The organism is Nesterenkonia natronophila (assembly GCF_003595215.1).
Taxonomy (GTDB): Bacteria; Actinomycetota; Actinomycetes; order Actinomycetales; family Micrococcaceae; genus Nesterenkonia; species Nesterenkonia natronophila.
The window spans coordinates 783,937-801,850 of the sequence record NZ_QYZP01000001.1 but is presented as its reverse complement, the minus strand read 5'-3'; the positions used below and the strand labels follow the sequence as shown (position 1 = coordinate 801,850).

18 protein-coding genes, 1 tRNA gene and 1 other RNA gene are annotated in these 17,914 nt (G+C 61.0%); 15 read left to right on the top strand and 5 right to left on the bottom strand.

Going from position 1 to position 17,914, the window contains the following annotated elements; translation table 11 throughout:
• The first annotated feature begins 13 nt into the window (after positions 1-13).
• From D3250_RS03795 to D3250_RS03785, 3 genes are all read left to right on the top strand, one after another.
• Positions 14-1,168: a quaternary amine ABC transporter ATP-binding protein gene (locus D3250_RS03795; protein WP_225973113.1), complete on the top strand. Its 1,155-nt coding sequence runs from the start codon at positions 14-16 to the stop codon at positions 1,166-1,168.
• Positions 1,165-2,121 carry an ABC transporter permease gene (locus D3250_RS03790; protein ID WP_119901984.1) on the top strand — a complete coding sequence of 319 codons (957 nt, stop codon included), beginning with the start codon at positions 1,165-1,167 and terminating at the stop codon, positions 2,119-2,121. Before D3250_RS03795 ends, D3250_RS03790 begins: the two co-directional genes overlap by 4 nt.
• Before the next feature lie 70 nt (positions 2,122-2,191).
• Entirely contained in the window at positions 2,192-3,205 is a 1,014-nt protein-coding gene (locus D3250_RS03785) for a glycine betaine ABC transporter substrate-binding protein (protein ID WP_225973112.1), read from the top strand.
• A 103-nt stretch (positions 3,206-3,308) separates the two neighbouring features.
• On the opposite strand, the gene D3250_RS03780 is transcribed toward D3250_RS03785, so the two are convergent.
• Together D3250_RS03780 and aceA are read right to left on the bottom strand one after the other, a co-directional pair.
• Complete coding sequence (locus tag D3250_RS03780) at positions 3,309-3,887, bottom strand: aldolase/citrate lyase/malate synthase family protein (protein ID WP_119901983.1); 579 nt, start codon at positions 3,885-3,887, stop codon at positions 3,309-3,311.
• A gap of 49 nt (positions 3,888-3,936) precedes the next feature.
• Positions 3,937-5,298: an isocitrate lyase gene (gene aceA / locus D3250_RS03775; RefSeq protein WP_119901982.1), complete on the bottom strand. Its 1,362-nt coding sequence runs from the start codon at positions 5,296-5,298 to the stop codon at positions 3,937-3,939.
• Positions 5,299-5,582: 284 nt separating this feature from the next.
• On the opposite strand from aceA, the gene D3250_RS03770 reads away from it, so the two are divergent.
• A complete protein-coding gene (locus D3250_RS03770; protein WP_225973111.1) occupies positions 5,583-6,245 on the top strand; it encodes a thermonuclease family protein in 663 nt (220 codons plus the stop codon).
• Between the two features lie 22 nt (positions 6,246-6,267).
• On the opposite strand, the gene D3250_RS03765 is transcribed toward D3250_RS03770, so the two are convergent.
• Both D3250_RS03765 and ffs read right to left on the bottom strand, forming a co-directional pair.
• A complete protein-coding gene (locus D3250_RS03765; RefSeq protein WP_225973110.1) occupies positions 6,268-6,672 on the bottom strand; it encodes a hypothetical protein in 405 nt (134 codons plus the stop codon).
• A 73-nt stretch (positions 6,673-6,745) separates the two neighbouring features.
• An RNA gene (gene ffs / locus D3250_RS03760) (signal recognition particle sRNA small type) lies at positions 6,746-6,842 on the bottom strand.
• A gap of 82 nt (positions 6,843-6,924) precedes the next feature.
• Here ffs and D3250_RS03755 point away from each other — a divergent pair.
• The 7 genes from D3250_RS03755 to D3250_RS03720 all read left to right on the top strand — a co-directional run bounded on the left by D3250_RS03755 (position 6,925) and on the right by D3250_RS03720 (position 11,540).
• Entirely contained in the window at positions 6,925-7,713 is a 789-nt protein-coding gene (locus D3250_RS03755) for a tyrosine-protein phosphatase (RefSeq protein ID WP_119901980.1), read from the top strand.
• Between the two features lie 87 nt (positions 7,714-7,800).
• Positions 7,801-7,892 (top strand) — tRNA-Ser (locus tag D3250_RS03750).
• A gap of 348 nt (positions 7,893-8,240) precedes the next feature.
• Entirely contained in the window at positions 8,241-8,792 is a 552-nt protein-coding gene (locus D3250_RS03740) for a site-specific integrase (protein WP_119901978.1), read from the top strand.
• A gap of 233 nt (positions 8,793-9,025) precedes the next feature.
• The gene (locus tag D3250_RS03735; protein ID WP_225973154.1) at positions 9,026-9,307 is read left to right on the top strand and encodes a PIN-like domain-containing protein; all 282 of its coding nucleotides are present in this window, start codon (positions 9,026-9,028) and stop codon (positions 9,305-9,307) included.
• A gap of 93 nt (positions 9,308-9,400) precedes the next feature.
• Positions 9,401-9,781 (top strand): ImmA/IrrE family metallo-endopeptidase, encoded by a 381-nt coding sequence (locus D3250_RS03730; RefSeq protein WP_119901976.1) that lies wholly within the window; start codon positions 9,401-9,403, stop codon positions 9,779-9,781.
• 24 nt (positions 9,782-9,805) lie between these two features.
• A complete protein-coding gene (locus tag D3250_RS03725; RefSeq protein WP_119901975.1) occupies positions 9,806-10,801 on the top strand; it encodes a PASTA domain-containing protein in 996 nt (331 codons plus the stop codon).
• A gap of 478 nt (positions 10,802-11,279) precedes the next feature.
• A complete protein-coding gene (locus tag D3250_RS03720) occupies positions 11,280-11,540 on the top strand; it encodes a GlsB/YeaQ/YmgE family stress response membrane protein (protein ID WP_119901974.1) in 261 nt (86 codons plus the stop codon).
• Positions 11,541-11,870: 330 nt separating this feature from the next.
• On the opposite strand, the gene D3250_RS03715 is transcribed toward D3250_RS03720, so the two are convergent.
• On the bottom strand, positions 11,871-13,205 hold the full coding sequence (locus D3250_RS03715; protein ID WP_119901973.1) for an ethanolamine utilization protein EutH: 1,335 nt from the start codon (positions 13,203-13,205) through the stop codon (positions 11,871-11,873).
• 434 nt (positions 13,206-13,639) lie between these two features.
• Here D3250_RS03715 and D3250_RS03710 point away from each other — a divergent pair, with 434 nt between their 5' ends.
• The 4 genes from D3250_RS03710 to D3250_RS03695 are packed head-to-tail and all read left to right on the top strand — an operon-like array spanning position 13,640 to position 17,911.
• Positions 13,640-14,869 (top strand): cytochrome P450, encoded by a 1,230-nt coding sequence (locus D3250_RS03710; RefSeq protein ID WP_119901972.1) that lies wholly within the window; start codon positions 13,640-13,642, stop codon positions 14,867-14,869.
• Between the two features lie 55 nt (positions 14,870-14,924).
• Entirely contained in the window at positions 14,925-15,119 is a 195-nt protein-coding gene (locus D3250_RS03705) for a ferredoxin (RefSeq protein ID WP_119901971.1), read from the top strand.
• A 6-nt stretch (positions 15,120-15,125) separates the two neighbouring features.
• The gene (locus tag D3250_RS03700) at positions 15,126-16,394 is read left to right on the top strand and encodes an NAD(P)/FAD-dependent oxidoreductase (RefSeq protein ID WP_225973109.1); all 1,269 of its coding nucleotides are present in this window, start codon (positions 15,126-15,128) and stop codon (positions 16,392-16,394) included.
• Between the two features lie 29 nt (positions 16,395-16,423).
• Complete coding sequence (locus tag D3250_RS03695; protein WP_119902281.1) at positions 16,424-17,911, top strand: glutamine synthetase family protein; 1,488 nt, start codon at positions 16,424-16,426, stop codon at positions 17,909-17,911.
• The last annotated feature ends 3 nt before the right edge of the window (positions 17,912-17,914 follow it).

Sequence of the window (17,914 nt, the reverse complement as noted above, 5' to 3'; positions counted from 1 at the left end):
GCCTGAGTCCATTGTGAAAAAATTGAAAGAAGGAGCCACCCGCGAGGAGCTGAAGTCTCAAGGGATGGCAGCAGTCATCGACGCCTCCTTCGAGGTGCCCCAAGGCGAAATCTTTGTGGTCATGGGGCTCTCCGGTTCAGGCAAATCCACGCTGATCCGCACTCTGAACGGTATTCAGCCGGCCACCTCAGGGACCGTGGAGATCTTTGGTCAAGACATCACCAAGGTGAACAGTCGGCGGCTGCGCAGCATCCGCCGCGAGAAGATCGCCATGGTCTTCCAGCACTTCGCACTGATGCCGCACCGCACAGTCGGCCAGAATGCGGCCTACTCCCTAGAAGTGCGCGGCATGAACCGCAGCGATCGGGAGAAGAAAGCCACTGAGGCGCTGAACCTGGTGGGGCTCAGGGGCTATGGCGGCCAGCGTCCCGACCAGCTTTCCGGCGGCATGCGCCAACGGGTGGGCCTGGCCCGCGCCCTGGCCGCAGAGACCGACCTCATGCTCATGGACGAGGCCTTCAGCGCACTCGACCCGCTGATCCGCAAAGAGATGCAGGACCAGCTGCTGGAGCTCCAACAGGATCTGGGAAAGACGATCGTTTTCATCACTCACGACCTCAATGAGGCCATGCGGCTAGGCAGCCGGATCGCGATGATGCGCGACGGCAAGATTGTGCAGATCGGCACCACCGAACAGATCCTCAACGACCCGGCCAACGACTACGTGGCCCAGTTCATCCAGGATGTGGACCGTACCCGAGTGCTCACTGCCGGGGAGATCCAAGAGCCCCCCGTGGCACTGCTGGGCTCCGAACAGGGCCCGCGTGCGGCCCACCGGCTGATGCGCGAAAACCAGACCAGCTCACTGTGTGTGGTGAATCAGAGCCGAGTGCTGCAGGGCGTGGTGTACGAGCACGACATCGCCGAGGGAGTCGCCGCAGGCAAGGAGACTCTCTCAGGGTTGATCAAGCCTATGCCGGCGACCCACGAGGACACCTACCTCGCCGAACTCATGACAGCCGCCTCCGAGCACGCCGCGGGTCTGGCCGTGATTGACGAAAGCGGCAAGCTGCTCGGGGTCATCCCCCGGGTGACGCTGCTCAACGCTATGGCTGATCCCACCCCCACGTCTTCGGTCCAGACCATCTACCAGGAGGTGGCCCAATGATTCGCGCCGCGGAAACTGACGGAATGGGCATACCCCGGGTAGAGGTCGGGGAATGGATCGAGACCGGCTTCAACTGGGCGCGGTCGAACCTGGGTGAAGCCTTCACGCTGATGCGCAACGGCCTGGAGACCCTCACAGAGGACTGGCTGGAAACGCTGCTGACCTGGCCCGACGCGCTCGTGCTGTCTGTGATATTCGCGCTGATCGCATGGTTGGTCCGTGACTGGAAACTCGCCGTGCTCACGCTGGTGCTGATGGTCTCCATCATCGCCATGGACCAGTGGGATAACGCCATGGCCACCCTGGCACTGGTGCTTGTAGCCACCGGCGTCGCACTGGTCATCGCTATACCGGTCGGCGTGCTTGCAGCCAAGTCTGACCGCGTCTCCGGCGCAGTCCGACCCATTATGGACTTGATGCAGACCATGCCAGCCCTCGTATGGCTGGTCCCAGTGGTGACGCTGTTCAGCATCGGTGTTCCTGCTGGCGTCGTCGCCACCCTGATCTTCTGCCTACCTCCAGGTGTGCGCTTCACTGAGCTGGGCATCCGGGGGGTCGACCGCGAGGTGGTCGAGGCCGGCCACGCCTTCGGCAGCACGCCCGGCCAGATCCTCTTCCGCATTCAGCTGCCCCTTGCAGTGAAGACCATCATGGCCGGGGTGAACCAGGTCATCATGCTGGCGCTCTCCATGGCGGTCATTGCCGGATTCGTCGGCGCCGGCGGCCTCGGCGGTGAGGTGGCCCGGGCCATCGGCAGCCTGGACATCGCCCTCGGCTTCGAAGCCGGGCTCTCCGTGGTAGTGCTAGCCATCTACCTGGACCGCGTCACCGCGGCAGTGGGCGACGGCTCCGGAGTCCTGACCAAGCTGCTGCGCCGCAGCAAACCGGCCCCTGAGCAGGCACAGCCGAAGGAGCAGGCGGAGCAGCAGGCAACCGCCGCCAGGGACATCTGACACAGACCATCCGTCCCCAGTGGCGGGACAGAATGAAGAATCGCACCTATGTAGGAAAGGACCACAGAAGATGAGAACTTCATCCACACTCCTGAAGTCCGCAGCCATCGCCTCGATGCTCGGACTGACACTCGCCGCCTGCGGCGAGGACAACGGCGACAACGGCGAAGAGCCCGATGATGCGGACGTCGAGGACACCGACACGGACACAGACGACGATGCTGACGAAGATGCCGATGCAGACGCAGATGACGCCGACGAGGATGGCGACGAGGATGGCGAGGCTGCTGGCGACGGTGGCACCGTGACCCTAGGCATCATCCCCTCCTGGACCGACGGTCTCTCCCTGGCATACCTGTGGGAGGCCATCCTGGAGGACGAAGGCTACGAGGTGGAGATCGAAGAGATCAACGATGCCGCACCGCTGTACACCGGCGTGGCCAACGGTGATATCCACGTCTACCCCTCCGCATGGCCTGAGGTCACCCACGCCGACTACATGGAGCAGTACGGCGACGACCTCGAAGATCTCGGCGCCTACTACGAGGGCGCTGTGCTGACCCTCGCGGTGCCCGAGTACACGGAGATCGACTCTCTGGAAGAGCTGGCCGACAACGCTGACATGTTCAACGGTCAGGTCGTGGGCATCGAGCCGGGCTCCGGACACATGGGCGTCACCGCCGATTCGGTCTTCCCCGAATACGGCCTCGATGATGAGTTCACCCTGGCTGATTCCTCCACCGCGGCGATGCTCACCGAGCTGGACAACGCCATCAACGCTGAAGAGGACATCGTGGTCACCCTTTGGCGGCCGTTCTGGGCCTACGGCGAGTGGGACCTGAAGGATCTTGAGGATCCCGAAGGTGCACTCGGCGAGCCTGAGACGCTGAACTTCATCGCCAACTCTGAGTTCTCCTCGGACTTCCCCGAGGTGGCTGACTGGATGGGCGAATTCGAGCTCACCGACGACGAGTACGCCGAGCTCGAGGACCTCGTTGTCAACGAATATGAGGATGACCCCGAAGCCGGTGCTCGCGCCTGGATGGATAACAACTCCGACCTGATCGAAGAGATCATGGACTGAAGCTGAGCCTTCAGCTGCTGCACCACGCACTGCACCCCCGGAGACCTCGAAGGCTCCGGGGGTGCACTGGGTTAAGGGGTGTGCGGGCTAAGTTGCCCCGATCTCAAGCGACCTTGGCGCGAGCCCCCGGACGAGTCATGAGCACAGCCGCACTGCAGGCCTGGCCGTCCTCGTCGTCGTCCATGTCCGGCTCGCCGGGACGAAGGTGGATAGCCCGGATGGTGCCCTCCGGCAGGTCCATCAGCTCCTCTGCTCGGACGAAGAGCTCCTGCCACAGCTGCAGCTCCTCCTCCCCTTCAGTACCGGGGAGCGAGACGAACGGTGCCCTACCTTCCCACAGCAGCCGCCGAGCGTTGCGGTGGATGTGCAGACCGAAGTCCACGATGCCCGCCGACAGCGCACTGCCGTTGCACAGGATCCGCTCTTCGCTGCGGGAGAGCCTCCGCGGACTGATGAAGCTGCTCGGCGGCTCGGTCAGGTGGCGCTGCACCAGTGCCTGCCAACCGGACGAGGACCGCGGCGTCTCCGACCCCAGCCCCAGTTCAATCAACCGTGGGGCGAACTCGCGGTGGAGCACTGCCAGGAACTCGAGGGCTGCGCCGGTGAACAGTTCGTTCTGCCGTGGCACGGTCGGTCCGGCAAGCGTGATTCCGTTGATGGTGATGGTCTGTCCGGTATTCATGACAATGGTTCCTTATCTGCTCACACTCGGGTCTGCGGCCCGGTGATTACTAAAATTGGCCCTCTTCGGTGGATCCCCGCAGCGCAACTGTGGAGGATTCGGGATTCAAAGTGGTGGAGACGGCGTCGAAGTATCCGGTGCCGACCTCTCGCTGGTGTTTGGTGGCGGTGTAGCCCTGAGCCTCTGCAGCGAATTCCTTCTCCTGCAGCTCCACGTATGCCTTCATCTGCTCGGCGTTGTAGCCCTTGGCGAGCTCGAACATTGAGTAGTTCAGGGCGTGGAATCCGGCCAGCGTGATGAACTGGAAGGTGAAGCCCATCTTGCCCAGTTCGCGCTGGAACTTGGCGATGGTCTCGTCGTCGAGGTGCTTGCGCCAGTTGAAGGACGGTGAGCAGTTGTAGGCCAGCATCTGGTCTGGGTACTCCGACTTCACAGCCTCAGCAAACTTCTTGGCCAGTTCCAGGTCCGGAGTGCCGGTTTCCATCCAGATCAGGTCCGAGTAGGGGGCGTAGGCCTTGGCCCGGGCGATGCAGGGCTCGATCCCGTTACGGACCTTGTAGAAGCCTTCTGCAGTGCGCTCTCCGGTGATGAAGGGCTTGTCACGCTCGTCGACGTCCGAGGTGATCAAGGTGGCCGCCTCGGCATCGGTGCGGGCGATGATCACGCTGGGGGTGTTGGAGACATCGGATGCGAGGCGGGCCGACTGCAGGGTGCGGATGTGCTGTCCGGTGGGGATCAGCACCTTCCCGCCCAGGTGGCCGCACTTCTTCTCGCTGGCCAGCTGATCTTCCCAGTGCACGCCTGCCGCGCCGGCGCCGATCATCTGCTTCATCAGCTCGTATGCGTTGAGCGGACCGCCGAAGCCTGCCTCAGCGTCGGCCACGATCGGCACGACCCAGTCCTCTACGGTGCGCTTACCTTCCAGGTACTCGATCTGGTCGGCACGCAGCAGCGCGTTGTTGATCCGACGGACCACGGAGGGCACTGAGTTGGCCGGATACAACGACTGGTCCGGATAGGTCTGGCCGGAGAGGTTGGCGTCACCGGCGACCTGCCAGCCGGAGAGGTAGATGGCGCGCAGGCCGGCCTTGACCTGCTGGACCGCCATGTTGCCGGTGAGTGCGCCCAGGGAGTTGGTGAACTTCCCGGCGGCGTGCTCCTCGGTGAGCTGAGCCCAGAGCTTCTCGGAACCGCGCTTGGCCAGGGTCTGCTCCTCCTGGACGGTGCCCTGGAGGCGGATGACCTCCTCCGCAGTGTAGTCGCGGGTGGTCTGGCTCCAGCGAGGGTTGGTGTCCCATTCCTTCTGCAGTGCCTGAGCCTTCTGCTCGAACACATCCCGGGTTTCGGGCTGGAAGCTGCTCTCCTGCGGGGTGCCGTTCTGAGCTGTGGCGTTGGTCAGGGTCTCTGTCATGGGAATCTCCTTTGATTCGTGGCCGTCATCTCTGACATTTATAAGTTTTCGCCACTGTGCAACCCCTGCGCTACCCCAACTCAGGTAAAGATTTGCATTTCTTTGCGTTTTCGAAGAACAGGCGGAAGTGGAGCCCTTTTTCGAACCGAATGGGGTCCCGCGGCCCACTCAAGTGTCAAAACCGTCCGCTCTGAGGCCTCTTCAGCTGCTGAGAACGAATGGATTCGACATTTGGCGCTGGGAGCTCATTCCATGTGGGGACGGAGGGCTACAGTGATGACCCAATGAGGAGCTCACGGCGACATCCCAGGCACTCCGCCCGCAGTCTCGCCCCACGGTTGATGCGGCGGGGTGGAAAGCGGGGTGCGCAGCGCAGCGTAGCTCCCGCCGCGGGTCGCGCAGGTTCACGGCGGCGGCCGTTGGCGTCAAGCGTGTGGGTGTGGGTGGCCGTGGTGATACTGGCCGTCGCGACCGCGGGGACGCTGAGCTGGTGGAATCAGCGTCCCCTGGAGGTTCCGCAGGGATTCTCAGAGGATGCGGTAGCGGCTGAAATGGTGCGCGTAGTGGACGGGGACACCATCGTGGTCTCCATCGAAGGAGACGATGAGAGGGTGCGGCTGCTCAATATCGACACCCCGGAGACGGTGCATCCCACAGAGCCGGTGGAGTGCGGCGGCCCGGAGGCATCCGAGGCGATCAGTGGGCTGCTGGCTCCTGGGGACGTCGTCGTGCTGGACTTCGACCAAGAGATGCGGGACCGCTACGACCGGCTGCTGGCGGGCGTGTTCGTGGAGGATGTGTTCGTCAATGAGGACATGGCCCGCCAGGGGTGGGGGGAACCAGCATACTTCGCACCCAATGACCGGTTCCTGGCGGTTGTGGAAGAGGCGTGGGCCCAGGCTGAGGCTGAGGATGCGGGCATGTTCTCGCCCCAGCTAGCGTGCTAGCTGAGGTGGGCGGTCACGAGCCTCAGGCGTTGGCTTTCTTCCAGCGGCGAGCCTCAAGGAAGCTGCGCACGCCCAGGATGAGGTAGACCACCAGAACGATCAGCGAGATCAGGGCTGAGACCACGGCTGCGGGACGTTCAGCCTCACCCGCGAAGAGGTCGCCCAGGCTCGCCAGCGGCATCAGCATGCCCAGGGCGCCGATCAGGGCAAGGACCAGTGCGATGTGCACGCCCACCATGAGGTTCTTCAGGGCGATCGCGCCGCTGACCAGCAAGAGCAGGCCGACCAGGGACGGGATCAGTGCCGTCCAGTGGTCGGTCTCATTGGCGAGGGAGACCAAGTATCCCCCGATGCCCACTACCACCAGAACCGCACCAGTGAGGAACGTGAGCTTGGGCATGGGTGAGGCAACGTAATCGCGGGACATGGTGCTCCTTGAATGGGTGCGGATAGAAAGGTCTGAGACCTCATTCTACCGCCGTTTTCTACGTCGCGTAGAAATCAAGAACCCCACGCGCACCTGCCAGAGCCCGCTTACCCTTGCTACCTTCCGGTCCTGGGGGAGTTCAGCAGGATGACACCACGCGTGGGGTCAGACTCCATAGTACCGCGTGATTTGCGATCGACGCGAACCACGCCTCCGCAGGAGTCCACACCAGCGTCATCTAAACTGACACCAATGACAATCGACGACGCCACCCTCACAACCCGGCCCCTGGTCAACCTCCGCGACTTCGGCGGAATACGCGTGGAAGGCGGGTCTGTGCGGCCTGCAGTGCTGTGGCGAGCCGACGATCTCACTATGTCCCCGCGGGAAGAGTTGGCCGCGCTGACTGCTCAAGGACTGTCTGCAGTTTTGGATCTGCGTTCGACCCCGGAAGTGGCTCACTCCCCCCACCGGCTGGCTGGGGAGCTCGGCGTCGCGGCCCACCATTTGCCCCTTGCTGAGATGGCGGTGCATCCTCTCGCGCTGATCGAGGTGGCCCCGTCCATGACCTCTCCGCTCGATGTGGGCCGGTGGTATGCGGGGCTGGTGCGCAGCCATATCCATGAGGTGGCCGAGGGCCTTGAAGTGATCGGCGGATCCACAGGAGGGGTGCTGTTCCACTGCGCGGCCGGCAAGGATCGGACCGGGATCCTGGCCGCCGTGGTGCTGCAGCTCCTAGGGGCGGACCGCAGCGTGATTGTGGAGGACTATGCGCGCACGGAGCAGAATCTCTCGGCCATATTCGACCGGTTGGCCCATTCCGCCTACAGCAGGTCCAGCCACGCTGAGATTGACTCCGATGATGCCAGGCGGACCGCAGAGTTTTTTGCCTCCAAGCACCCACTTCTCTCGGCACCCGCGGACTCCATGGATTCTATGCTCACCGAACTTGGCGGAGCCTCCGGTCTGATCGATCTGCTGAAGCAGCAGACAGACCCGGAGCGGTTGGCTGAGAACCTCCACCACAAGCTGGTGGCGTGAACGCGGGGCTGACTCGCTAGACCGATGTGCGAAGCGGTTGGGTTTTCAGCTACGATGTATCGGTCCGTGAAAGTAGAGGACAACTTTGGAGACGTGACCGAGCGGCCGAAGGAGCCACCCTGGAATGGTGGTGCAGGGTTAATTCTCTGCCGAGGGTTCAAATCCCTCCGTCTCCGCCACTAGAGGTCCGGAATCAAGCGGAAGTAGAGCCACTGATTCCGGGCCTGTCCCCCAGTTCTCACTACAATAGCCTCATGGCAAGCATCGAAAAGCGCGAACGCCCCAGGGGAACCACATGGCGGGTCATCTGGCGCGAAGATGGTGACAAGAAATCCAGCACGTATCACAGCGAGAAAGCTGCGCTGGAATGAAAGCATCTCATTGAGGCAGTCAAGGGCAACTCCGCCAAGGCCGACAAGGTCCTCGCCAAGCAGAAATCCAAAGCTCCCACGGTCTCCCAGATAAGCGAAGAGCGCCTCGAGCTACTCCGCGCTGCCGCGTTCACGAAGCAGACCTACCGCGGATACATGAAGAATCACATCGGGCCCGCGTTGGGCAATTGGCCTGTGGATCAGGTCACCGAGGATGACTGCCGCCGATTCGTGCTCAGCCTGGAAGCGAAACCGCTGGGTGCGAAGATGACTTACCACGTTTGCGGGTGGCTCGTTTCAGCGCTCAAGCACGCAGAGGATCGCCACCACCGCAACGGTATTCCTATGAAGCCGGACATGCTGCCGAAGGTCACGCAATCTGATGATTCGGAAGAGGACATGTTTCTCACCAGGGACGAGGCGCGGGCGATTATCTCCCGGATCAAGCACCCCGTACATGCTGATGCCTGCTCGCTGCTGCTGGCGACGGGACTGCGGCCGTCTGAGTTGCGGGCGCTCCAGGTCCGAGACGTGACCATCACCGAAACCCGGCAGGCTATTCGGGTATCCAAGGCGATTAGACAGAACCGCGAGACCGGCGAGTATGTCGGCGCACCTAAGTCCGAGCTGTCGAACCGCCGGGTGGGGATACCTCCCTCAGCGGCAGAAATACTAGCCAACCTGGGTACGGAGCACCCAGAATCTTAATCAAGCGACGATACGGCTGTTCTTCGAGCTCGACCATCTCATATAGTCCGCGAAACACTCTTTTTCGGGCAGGCGCTTCGTTCTTCTGAGTGAGATCAGCCATGTGATGAGTATTAGCAAGAACGTCAAGCTCTAGTCGCGCCGAGGTGGAGCCTCCACCCGTTAGCGACACATAGCGTCTCCCGCCCCGGCCAAGGCCGTGTGCTCAGGTCGCTGTTGGATTCGACGGTGAGCTGGTCGGCCTTGAAAAGTTCGGGTACCGCGCGTTTCACATGCGAGACCTCTATGCCGACGATGGCCAAAAAGAAATAGACGAGTTCTGGATACCAGAGATTGCGCAACGCGGGTGGATGATCCTCACCGCTGACAAGAAAAAGTGGTGGCGCCCTAGAGAGCAACAGGCGATCATTGTTCATGGCGCGAAGGTCTTTTCCTTGCACAAAGGGCAGCTGCGCGAGGTCGAAAAAACGGCTGAATGTCGGCCGACAGCTACCCAACATCGTGAGGCGGGGTGAAAGGCCGGATCTCTGTTTCTGGCGACTGAAGCCGGGTGGCCAATTCGCGATCTCCCCTAGCCATCTCCTACCCCTCCCCTAGGGTTGCCTCTTATGGAGTTGGAGGACTACGCGTACGCCCTCGGCGTGCAGATTGTGAGCGAGAGGCCGTTTCGAGGTGCCTGGGGAGACTACTGCAACTCAACGCTCACCATCCGCCTGCGTCCAGACCTGGGCCCGCTGCAGCGGGAATACACGCTCGGCCATGAACTCGGCCACGCCTATCACGAGCACTTCGGCTGCCATCAGCGCATGGAATGGGATGCTGATGTCTTCGCCGCCACGATGTTGATCCGCCGCTCCGAATGGTCCCAAGCCACCCAAGCACACGACACCGTGGGCGCGGTCGCCACTGACCTGGGGGTTCTCCCGAAGGTTGTCCGCATCTACCATGAACACATAGGCCGTGATCAGCGTCATTCGATGGTGGCGTAGTTACTTGCAGCTTCAGGGGGAGCAATGTCAGAAGAACACAATTCGCGTACCGCCGCACCGGCCAGTGCGCCCGAGAAGGTATCACTCTGGCAGAAATTTAGGCGATGGCCGCTGATTGCCCGTATCGCTACTTTTGGTTGCGGTGGCTTCCTAGCATTATTCATTCTTGCCGTGGTGGGTGGTGCGTGCCTCGCCATTATGGACCCCGAAGGTACTGAGGAGAGGGCTCAGCAAGCCGAGGACGACCGTGCCGAGCAGGAAGAGCAGGAAGAGGCTGATCGACAAGCAGAAGAAGAGGCCGAGCGAGAAGCCGACGAGCAGCGTCAGGCAGAAGCAGAACGTGAGGCCGAAGAAGAGCGCGAGCGCGAAGAGGCTGAAGCTGAGGCTGAGCGACTGGAAGGAATGGCAGAGGTCCCTGGAGTTGAGGGCATGCCAGCCGACGAGGCACGCGACGCTCTAGAGGATCTTGGATTCTCCGTTGATTTCGAGACAGATACCGAAGGCGGTGTGTGGGACGCGAGCAACTGGGTAGCTGTGTCCACAGACCCGGACAGTGGTGAGCTAATCGAGGACGATTCAGATGTCGTCGTCAATGTCACCAGACCAGAGGATGAAGAGGCAGAGGAAGAGGACGACGAGGAATTAGCCCAGGAAGAGGCTGAAGAGGAGCAATCAGACTTCACTATCACTCAGGAGGGTGGTGATGGCTGGTCTGAAACTACGGTTGAGTTCGATATAGCGGACAACTTCACCATGAACATGATCCGCAACGGCGCACGGAGAGACACACTGGAAGCCATTGAGGAGGCACTCGAGGAGCATCCGGATAGCACGCGTATTGTCATTGAGGGGTCCTTCCCTATGACTGACCAGTATGGGAACACTGAGGATAGTGTGATCTTGAGAGTGTTCTACGACCGCGAGACGGTGGATCAGATCAACTTCGACAACGTGATGGTCCGGGATACTATCTGGGAGATTCGCGACGGCGGCATGATCCACCCCGAGTTGCAGGAGTAGATGTCCCCTGGGGGACATCACCTGGAATTACCCCTTGTCACACGGGTGCACCTGGAGCGTATTTTCTTGGCAACGTTCCGGCCCTCAGATCGGCTACTTCCGCGTCGTTACTGGGATGCAGGCTCATTACTCCTGAGTAGTTTTAGAGGGCCCAAATCCCTCCGTCTCCGCCCTGTGAAGTGCCAGGACACCGTTGATTCGGTGGCCTGGCACTTTTCTTATTGTGGAGCAGACCTTGGCGTAGCGCATGCGCCATGACTGATCGTTGAGCTGAAGACGAGGTCAAGCCTTCGGTCCGGTCGAGGAGACCGCTGCGGGCCTGCGGTGTCAGTCATACCAGGAACGGCGTCTTGTACAAGTGCCCAGGTCAGCGCCTGTCCGCTCCGAGGTGCGACACGCTAGGCAGAGTGATCGTTGGGTGTCCGGATCGCGGTATCTTGTTATGCCCCAGCTTCCCCAACTAGATCGGAGTAACACCATGAGCATCATCGGCTGGATCATCCTAGGACTTATTGCAGGCGCTATCGCCCGAGCTATCCTGCCGGGCAAGCAACCTGGCGGCATCCTGGTCACCCTTATTACCGGTGTCCTCGGCGCCCTTCTAGGCGGTTGGATCGCCTCAGCAATTTTCGGTGTTAACGTCAACGATGCCTTCTTCGACCTCCCCACCTGGGGCTTCGCGATCCTCGGCGGCCTCATCGTCTCCTTCATCTGGAGCGCAATCGCCGGCAAACGGTAGATGGTGTCGCAGCACTCAACAGAAATTGGGCCTTCACCAGACGGTGAGGGCCCAATTTGCGTGGGAGAGCGTCAGAGCATCAACCCGGCGGTGTTGCGGGTCGGCAAGTCCTCCCTACACGGGATCCTCAGTTCCGCCGGAGGGCAAGGTTCAGTCCGAGGGACTCCGCTGAACAGGTCGCGCGAGGACGGTCCCCCGCGCGGTCAGCTTCCGCGGCGACCGGTGAGTTGACTGCGAATCTCAGTCTGAGGTGGAACCCGCGGACCATCGGGTCTCCACTCCGGTCGCCGCGAAAGCTGTGACGAACGTCGCGCTCTTCATCGCGGGATCTTATGCATCTTTGATTCCAGGGACTTGCCCAAATTCTTTACCACGCCCTGCGGGGGGACCATCTGCTCGCACTACCACCGGCTCAGGCGCTTCCTCCGGGATGGTGATGCCGATCCCATTTTCATCAATGAGGCCATCCTCCCGGTCCTGCAGTTCGAGCCGGCGAGCGTAAGGCAGGGCCAACCAGATGGCGAAGCCGACAGCTAGGAGGCCTCCAGCCAGTTTGCCGATCACCATCGTGACAATCATGTTCGGCTGGAATGTTGCAGTGAACGCGAGGTAATCCCCCACGGCGAACGCCGCGCAGACCATGAACGCAATGGTCAGAACTTTGTCTTTGGGTGGCATGAGGCGTACGAGCTGGAACAGTGCCACTGCGTTAGCCATGGTCGCCAAGAAGCCTGCTATGCCGGCTTCAGAGATGCCGATCTTCCGGCCTGCAATCTGCAGCGGTTTCGCGAGAATCTTGCGAATCATGTAAATGAGTGGGAATGCTCCGGCGAGCATGACAGCAATATAACCGACGATTTCGAGTGCCCGGAACTGATCCTCCGCGTCAGCAATGAAGGGAGCCAGCGGCCAGCTTCCGAAGATAGTTGAGAATGCTCCGGTGAAGTATTCAGCTACGGAAAGTGCAACCGCTGCTGTGGTGACGATCTGCAGAAAACGCCCGAAGTAGAGGAACGCGGCAATCATCTTCTGCGTGAAGAAACGCAGTGCCAATGACAGCAGACCCATCATGATGGCGAGTGGAATCAAGTTAAGCAATACCTCGCCGTAGCTCAGATCAAAGGGCCGCGTCCCCGCGCCTGTGGCCTCGACTCCCTCACGCAGCGGGACACCACTCTGCAGCAGGATGATGGCCATGAAGAGTGAGGCGAACGGAATCGCCAGGAACCCTGACATGACGCCCAGTGCCAGGTACTTGTGGTCGCGCCGCTCCAGGATCGACAGACCCACAGGAATACAGAATGCGATAGTCGCACCTGCGGTAAGACTGACGGTAAAGGCTAGAATCCAGGCTCCGTGCCCGTCGGCCACCTCATACGCCAGGTGATAGGCGCCCAAGTCACTAGGGATGAAGGTGCTGGTAGCGATCGCGGCGTCGGAGTGCATCGCGGAATATACCGGCGCAACGACGGTGTTGATAGCCGGAACGATAACTGGAATAAGGGTCATTATACCTGCGATAGGTATGAAAATATGACCCATCATCAGAATGCCTTCTTTGAACTCTAATCCGAGTTGCGAACTGGGACGCACTATATGCGCTCCTGCTCCAATTAAAAGAGATATCATCATTATGTAAATGATGACTTCACCTAAGAATTCCATGAGCGTGACCTCCGTCGTCGAGTCACACGCCAGCTATAGGTGGTCCTAGCCCGCGTGATCAAGATGCGAATCACCAAAACCTCTGTGTTTGGTTGATAAAACCATAAAGCCTGTGGTGTGTGATGCAGGTCACGTTTTGGTAACAAAATTGATCATAGGTGTTGACAGCGGACGAATCCTCCCTCGCTCTTCGTCTCAGTTTCTGCAATATCACCAGACACCAGTGGGTTCACCTGGCACCTGCATTGCCCGGGAATCGATTCGAGAGCAATGCTCTCGAACACTAGGACCCCAGAGGTATTGCGTAAACCTCTATTCCTGTTAGTATTTCATCTCACATGGAGTGATGCAGATAACAACTAGTCCCGAATCGCGGCAGCCGCTGCTTCAGGACGAGTCGATCATCACGACAACCCCTACTAAGGAGAACCGGCATGCCGACCACAGCCGACACAGTCCCCTACCTGGACATCTCAGCTTCGGATTTCGCTATGGCCTCCGAGGCCGTGCGTGATGCTCGGGATGCGCACTGGTACGCCCGCACCAACTATGGGATCGCAGTCCTCTCCTACGAGGATGTCTCCACGCTTATGAAGAGCCCGCGAATGATTCAGGGGTCAGCCAAGTGGCCCCAGCACCATGGTGTACACGATGGCCTCTTCCACGATTGGTGGGCCAAGAATCTGCTGGTCCTTGAGGGCGAGGATCATCACCGCATCAGGCGCCTGGCGAATCCCGCGTTCTCCCCACGAAAGATCAAGGCCCTCGGAGACCGCTTCGACGAACTGGCCAACGAACTCATTGACCAGTGGATTGACAGCGGTGAAGTCGAGTTCGTCGAAGGCTTCGCCGCCCCCTTCGCCACAAGAGTCCTATGCATCATGCTCGGAATTGATGAGGACGAGTGGCCCACCATCAACCGGCTCGCCTCCACAGTGGGTGCAGCCCTGGGTGTGAATATCAAGGCGGAGATCCAGGAGATCGATGCGGCACTCGAGGAGCTGCACCGCTACGCCGACCAGCTGATCTCAGATCGTCAGCAGAATCCCAAGGACGACTTCGTCACCCGCCTGGTGGATGCTAGCCGAGATGGAGACAGCCTCAGCGACGCGCAGCTGCAGAATCTCCTGGTCCTGCTGATCTTTGGCGGCATGGACACCACCCGGAACCAGCTGGGTCTTGCGATGCAGTCCTTCATTCGCCAGCCGCACCAGTGGGAATTGCTGGCATCGCGACCCGAGGAGCTTGCGGAAGCCGCCGTAGAAGAGTCTCTGCGGGTCAACCCCACCACCCGGTGGGTCACCCGTGAGGTGGTCGACACATTTCAGCATAAGGACCTCACCTTCCACCCGGGTGACACCGTGCACATGTTCACCTACGCCTCCGGAACCGACCCGGAAGTGTTCTCAGACCCGACACGAATCAATCTGGAAGCTGAGCGCAAGCCCCACTATGCATTCGGAGGCGGCGTTCACCACTGTCTGGGTCACTTCGTGGCCCGGTCCGACATGCAGGCTGCCCTGCCGGCGCTGGCCACCCGCATCACGAACCTGGGCATTGTGGAAGGCGGCGATGAATGGATGCCGGACTCGGGCAACACCGGCCCCGTCAGGCTGAAGATCGCGTTCGACAAGCGCGAGGCCAGTGAAACAGCGCAGGGTTAGCCCTGCATCCCAAATCATCCGCAACGACTGAAACCCTCGGGAAAGGACACAGCTCATGAAGGTCTGGGTCGACAGGAACATCTGTGACAACCACGGACAGTGCGCGATCGCGGCGCCGGACAACTTCTCACTCGACGCCGACGGCGTCCTGCAGTACAAAGAGGACTTTCCGGATGCGGACCTTGAATACATCGAAGACGCCATGGACGTCTGCCCCGTGCAGGCGATCTTCCTCAAAGGTGAGCAGTGATCTGAAGTGAGTGCTCAGGGTACCGGGCGCCGCATCGTCGTCGTCGGAGCGTCAATGGCAGGGTTGCGCAGCGCCGAGCAGATGCGCGGCGCTGGGTGGAAGGACGAGATAGTCCTCGTCGGCGACGAGGTCCATCCGCCTTACAACCGGCCGCCGCTGTCCAAAGAGACACTTGCCTCGCAGCACTCCCCCGATGAAGCGCTGAATTCGGTACTCCTGCGGCAGCGTGCCTCAGCTGCGCCGCTGACGTTCAGGCTCGGTGAACGGGCAGCAGCATGCAGCCTTACCGATAAGACAATCACCTTGGACTCTGGTGAGTCGCTGCACTACGACGGCCTGGTGATCGCCACCGGGATTCGGCCCCGGCGGCTCGACGTCCCCGGGCCTACCCCGGGGCGTTATGTGGTGCGGACCCTCGACGATTCGCTGGCCCTGCGGCAGCGGCTCACCCCCGGGGTCAAGGTAGTCGTCATCGGTTGCGGATTCGTAGGCTGCGAGGTGGCGGCCACTGCGATCAGCCTAGGCTGCGATGTGCAGCTGATTGAAGGCTCCAATGGTCCAATGCACCGCGCCCTGGGCGGGACCGTTTCCGCTGCCATGCGTGATTGGTTCGTTTCTCGTGGACTGCAGATCCGCACCAGAAAAGTCGTCACCGAGTTTCTCACCGACCAGACGGATCCGCACCACCAGCGTGTGGCGGGTGTACGACTCAACGACGGCGCCGAGCTGGAAGCCGAGGTCATCGTTGAAGCGGTGGGCTCACTGCCGAACACCGAGTGGTTGCAGGGCAACGGGCTAGATCTCACCGACGGCGTTCTGGTGGACAAACACCTGCGGGTCCTCGGCGCCCAGAATGCAGTAGCCGTAGGGGACATCGCTCGCTATCCGGACCAATGGACCGACGGCCTGCCGCGCCGGGTCGAGCACTGGCAGGGCGCGATCGACACCGCGAAGACCGCCGCACGGAGCCTGGTCGCGGACCTCACCGGCAATCAGCCGCCAGCACCATACTCCTCCGTTCCCAGTTTCTGGAGCGATGTCTTCGGTACCCGCGTCCAAGGTCTGGGCGTACCGCACCACGCTACGGATGTCCGCGTCATCGAAGGCAGTCTGGAAGCCCTCGATGAGGGGGTCACCGTCGCTTACACGCGAGACAACACCATTGTGGGTCTGGTGACTATTGCACTGCCACCGGCACGCCTGATCCAGCTCCGCAGCCACCTCGGGCAGCCACTGTCCGAACTCCTCGCCCCCACGCAGCTGACGACCAACTGAGCAGATCAACCATCGAGATGGGAAACATCATGACCACGACAAACCTTGAAACCGATCTCCCCACCGGCCACGAACCCCTCATTGACCAGCTGCACCAGGCAACACGCACTGCAGGTCAGAGCCTCACCAGCCTTTATCAGCACCGGGCACACTCAGCCCTGACCGACCGCGAGGCGTTCTACCGCCACCAGAGTGCGAACCTCACTGAGGAAACCGTGGATCGGATCACCGAGCAGATCGCCCGCTCCGGAGTTAAGTACATCTATTACACGATTCCGACACTGAAGTCCCGCACCGTCGCCAAGATGGTGCCCGCCAAGCACGTGGTGCGGAACCTGGAGCGCGGAATCAACTTCCACAGGACCGCGATCTCCGACCTGCAGAACGATATCTTCGGCAACCTGATCGGCGGCATCACCGCCAAAGAGTTTGTTGCACTGCCGGTTCCGGACACATTCCAGCAGTATCCCTGGGACGGCGAGATCGGTCGCATCTTCTGCACCACCTATGAGCCGCCGCACCTGCCGGAGGTCGGGGGCAGGCCGTTGGGGACGGACTCTCGCGCCCACCTGATGCGCACCCATCAGCTGATGAAAGACACCTTTGGCCTGACCATGAAGTCCGGCACGGAGCCGGAGATGACCTGGTACGGAAAATCCATTGAACCAGTCTTGATTCCCGGGCACTCCCCCGCCTACCAGGTGGAGAACCTGGAGGGGATGCGTCCCATCTACAAGAGGATCCAGGAGTACGCCACCTCGCTCGGCTTCGACATGATCGAGACCGACTACGAGGACCAGGGCCAGATTGAGTGCAACTGGAACTTCGACGACGCCGAGCTCACCGCTGACCGGTTGGTCACCTACCGTCAGATCTGCTCGCAGGTGGCGCGTGAGTTCGACGTGGAGGCCAGCTTTATGCCGAAGCCATACCTGGGTTCTATGGGCAACGGCTGTCACCACAACATCAGCCTCTGGGACGCCAACGGCAACAACGCCTTCGTCATTGACGGTGTCGAGGAGCTGCACATGTCCCAGCTGGGCCGCTGGGCCATCGGGGGTATTCTCAAACACGCTGCGGGCATGATGCTGGTCATGTCCAGCACCGTGAACTCCTACAAGCGCTTCTGGGATCCGGGACAGTTTGCTCCCGCACGAGCCAACTGGGGTCTGGATGACCGTGCCAGCTCAGTGCGCATCTCTGCCAACGGCCGCGCCGAGATGCGGGTGCCCGATGCTTCGGTCAACCCGTACTTATCGCACTCCCTGCTGCTGGCCGCCATGGCAGACGGGATCGGAAACCGCATTGAGCCCCCTGCACCGGGCTCAACCGGCGATCCACTGCCGATGACCCTCGGCGATGCGCTGGACGCTTTCAAGGCCGACGAATACATTCAGAGCACCCTTCCCGCAGAGTTGGCGTCGCTGTACTTGGAGCTCAAGACCGACGAATGGGCCCGATACTGCGGCGCCGTCACCGAGTGGGAGTATAAGCAGTACTGGCAGGCCATCCCGTGAACC